3 protein-coding genes are annotated in these 4,224 nt (G+C 35.9%); all 3 read right to left on the minus strand.

The genetic code is table 11. The features are described 5' to 3' along the window. Nucleotides 1-884 (minus strand): thrombospondin type 3 repeat-containing protein (locus tag ACH2BP_RS07340; protein ID WP_395058463.1); only part of this gene is annotated, 884 nt, incomplete at its 3' end. Nucleotides 885-1,018: 134 nt separating this feature from the next. Next, the gene (gene kbl, locus ACH2BP_RS07345) at nt 1,019-2,212 is read right to left on the minus strand and encodes a glycine C-acetyltransferase (RefSeq protein WP_395058465.1); all 1,194 of its coding nucleotides are present in this window, start codon (nt 2,210-2,212) and stop codon (nt 1,019-1,021) included. A gap of 67 nt (nt 2,213-2,279) precedes the next feature. After that, the coding region (locus ACH2BP_RS07350) for a DUF559 domain-containing protein (RefSeq protein WP_395058467.1) at nt 2,280-4,224 on the minus strand (1,945 nt) is incomplete at its 5' end.

Consider the following 4,224-nt stretch of genomic DNA (forward strand, 5'->3'; position numbering starts at 1 on the left):
AATGCAGCTAAACCAGCAACTTCTGGACAAGCATCATCTTTATCAGCTATACCATCTCCGTCAGTATCAGGACAACCTTTCAATGCAGCTAAACCAGCAACTTCTGGACAAGCATCTTCACTATCTTGAATACCATCTCCGTCAGTGTCAGGACATCCGTTGAATTGTTTTAAACCGGCAACTTCTGGACAAGCATCATCTTTGTCATAAATTCCATCACCATCTGTATCTTTACCCCCAAATTTGAAAGTAAGTCCAGCAGTATGTTGGAAATGTGATGGAGCATCTGGAGCACCCGCTGCATCTTCTCTATCACCAAATGATTTTTTGTATGCTGTAGCAAAAGATAAACCTATGTTTTCAGTAAACCAAAAAGTTAAACCAGCACCTGGGTTAACAGTTCCGTAGCTACTGTCTCCAAAGAAAGTATATCCACCACCAACAGATAGCGAAGGATCAATTACTTTAGATTTAAGTAAATTCATAAAACTATATCTAATAGTTCCATCAATACCATAATACATTAAGTCACCAGGGTTAGTTACGATGTAACCACGAGAATCATGTCCAACAGCATTTGGAGAAAATTGAACATATTTAGTAATTTTGTTTACAGAACCTTGAACTCCAAAAGTGAAACCATCTCCTACAAATCTTGATACAGAAAGATAAGATACTGAAGGAAGAATATTCCAGTTGTCTTTTACAGCGAATGGTTGAGAAAAATGACGATCTGCCCAATTTTTTCCGCCACCAGCACTTGTTCTGGTGTCAACAGCATTAACTCCAAAAGAGATTGCCCATGGGTTGTTACTGTCTTGTGCGTGAGAGCTTAATCCCATCACCATCATTACAGCAAATAAAAGTTTGTTAAGATGTTTCATACTTATTTTTTTTAATTAAATAATTAGTTAATTACAAACAAAAGTAATGCGTAATTTTATAAATACAAAATGAAATGTTAAAATAAACTTACAAATTAGGTCAAAAGTGGAAATTATATAACTTCAAATGAAAATTATATAACTTTTAACATCTTACCCACTTCTATAAACGCATTAATTGCTTTATCTAAGTGAACTGTAGTGTGAGCCGCTGATAACTGAACTCTAATTCTAGCCTTATCTTTTGGAACCACCGGAAAAAAGAACCCAATTACGTAAATACCCTTTTTCAACAGTTCATTAGCCATATTTTGGGATAATTTGGCATCATATAACATCACCGGAACGATCGCTGAATCGCCATCAATGATATCAAAACCGGCTTTTTTCATTCCTTCCTTGAAATAATTAGTGTTCCATTCTAATTTATCACGTAGAGTTGAATCCTTTTCTAATAATTCAAAAACTTTTATGGAAGCTCCAACAATGGCAGGAGCAAGAGAATTAGAGAATAAATAAGGCCTGGATCGTTGACGCAATATTTCAATAATTTCTTTTTTAGCAGTCGTATAACCTCCCATCGCACCGCCAAGTGCTTTCCCTAAAGTTCCTGTAATAATATCTACTCTTCCCATAACACCTTTTGCCTCGAGCGTTCCTTTTCCGGTTGCACCAATAAATCCCGCCGCGTGACATTCGTCAACCATAACCATAGCATCATATTTATCAGCTAAATCACAGATTTTATCCAGAGGCGCTACTACTCCGTCCATAGAGAAAACACCGTCCGTAACAATTAATTTGAATCTAGTTCCAGCGGCTGTAGCTTTAATCAGTTGTTGTTCCAAATCTTCCATATTGCTATTTTCATAACGATAACGCGCCGCTTTACACAAACGAACCCCATCAATAATAGAAGCATGATTTAAACTGTCAGAAATAATGCAGTCTTGTTCTCCTAACAACGGCTCAAAAACCCCACCATTAGCGTCAAAAGCGGCCGCATAAAGAATCGTATCTTCGGTTCCGTAAAATTCAGAAATCTTTTTTTCCAATGTCTTGTGGATATCCTGAGTTCCACAAATAAAACGCACGGATGACATTCCGAAACCATGTGTATCCAGAGCATCCTTAGCTGCTTGTATTACCTCAGGATGTGATGACAATCCAAGATAATTATTGGCACAAAAATTTAAAACCGTTTCTCCTGTTGAAATCGTGATTTCGGCTCCTTGCGGTGAAGTGATTATTCTTTCTGATTTAAAAATCCCGTTATCTACAATAGTTTGAAGTTCTGATTGCAGGTGTTGTTGTATTTTTCCGTACATGATATTTTTAAAGTTTAATATTTAAAGCCTTGTCTGATGACATAGAAGCCCAAGTTTATAAATTAGGTTACAAATGTACTACATCGATTGCTGAACCTATATACACTAGCGCTTTTTTTACCACTTTATACCCCATTAATTCTATTGCGTGTTGATAATTTTCCAATTGCGCTTGGTATTTCGGATTGTGAGTTCCTGTTTTATAATCCAACAAAAACACCTCTTTATCTTTGTTTATCGCCATTCGGTCAGGCTTGATGGTTTTCCCTTGCTTTTGGATTATGGTTTGTTCGTTTAAAACCTCATTTTCTTCAGAAAAATAAGTTGAAAGTTCACTATGATTAACAATTTCCTGAATGCTATTATAAACCGTTTCTTTTTGTCCAAAAGTGATTAATCCACTCTCGATAGATTTTGTAATCGCTAAATCGACATCGGCTTTTGTTTTCACAAAAGACAAAATTTCATGAACTAAATTTCCGTACTCTATGGCTTCCTGCTGATGCGTTCCCCACATAAGAGCTTCACGTTGTGCAATTTTTATATTTTTTGGGTTGAGAATTTCTGTCACCAAAGGAATCGTTTTAGAAGTATCGACATGCTTCTTTTCATCAGATAATTTGGTCGAATTCCCAACTTCGTATTCCAATTTACTTTCGTCAAATTCTCCTTTATTTATTAAATAATTAATAAAAAAAGTACACATATTGTTTTTTGGAAGTTCTCCTTTTCGGGACAAATTCATATTGGAAATTACATATAATTGTTCTTCAGCACGGGTTAAAGCCACGTACAAAACATTGATATTGTCCAACAATTCTTCCTGCTTTTTTTGGTTATAAACCAATGATGCTTCCTCTCCAAAACCTTCCACGGCACTACTATTGTCAATTAAAACTTTAGGCAATCCGATAGTTTCCTCTTCGGCGTTGAGCCATAGTTTATCTTTGGGTTTTCGATTGTAATCTTCTTCAGCAAAAGGAAATATAACCACCGGAAATTCCAAACCTTTCGATTTGTGAATGGTCATAATCCGCACTGCATTATTCCCTTCTGGCGAAGGAATACTGAATTTCTCTGCATTTTTATCCCAGAAATTCAAGAAGTCCGAAATTCCAGCTTGATTGCGAATGTCTCGCTCGAGAACAATATCCAGGAAATATTGGACGTAGGCATTCCCCTCCCCTCCCCTCCCCGAAGGGGAGGGAGACGAAAACGAAGATTCGTTTTTTAGAAAAATTTCTTGCAGAATTAATTCTTCTTTTATTTTTTCTAATACAATTGAAACACTGTCAATTACTTCCTCATTACTGAATCTAATAACTTTAAATCCTTTTTTATTTAAAATCTCTGTTCTTTGTGCGTCATATTCTTTCTGTAAATCATGAATTCCGCAATCAACTTCAACAATCAGTTTTTCTGACAAACAAACAAAGTCAACTATAAAATCATCTACCAAATGTTGTTGCCTAAATTTATAATCTTCTAGTGATTTAGATTTAAGCTCAGTCCAAAGAACTTTCTCAGCATGCGTTGGTTCTTTTCTCATCTCTTTCGCTTTTTGGTTTAAAAGATGAGAATAATTTCCACCCATCATATAGCCAAAATGATCCGCTTTGGCTCCCTCTCCTTTGGAGAGGGCTGGGGAGAGGAATTTACTTATTATAACCTCGACAGACTCATACAGCGATTTTTTTCTAATATTTTGGAACGAAAGTGAAATATCAAAACTCATCAGCCAATTTTCGAAGTCGGTTTCTTGAAATAAAGCCATTCCTTGTGCAATGAAATCATGAACTGGCATTTTATCCTGAATATGTTCTCCAACATAGTGCAAGAAATAAGCCTTCGCTTCCAAATCGGCGTTGTTTTTTAAGTATTTTAATAAATGAATAATCAAACGGACTTCAGTGGCGTTTTGTATCATCAAAGTTTCTGATGACAAAAGCGGAATTTTTTGTTCTGTCAAATAATTAGCAATCGCAATTCCCTGGCTTCGTTTTCTAGTCAGA

Origin of the sequence: Flavobacterium sp. (assembly GCF_043756175.1) — a bacterium.
In the GTDB taxonomy this organism is placed as follows: Bacteria; Bacteroidota; Bacteroidia; order Flavobacteriales; family Flavobacteriaceae; genus Flavobacterium.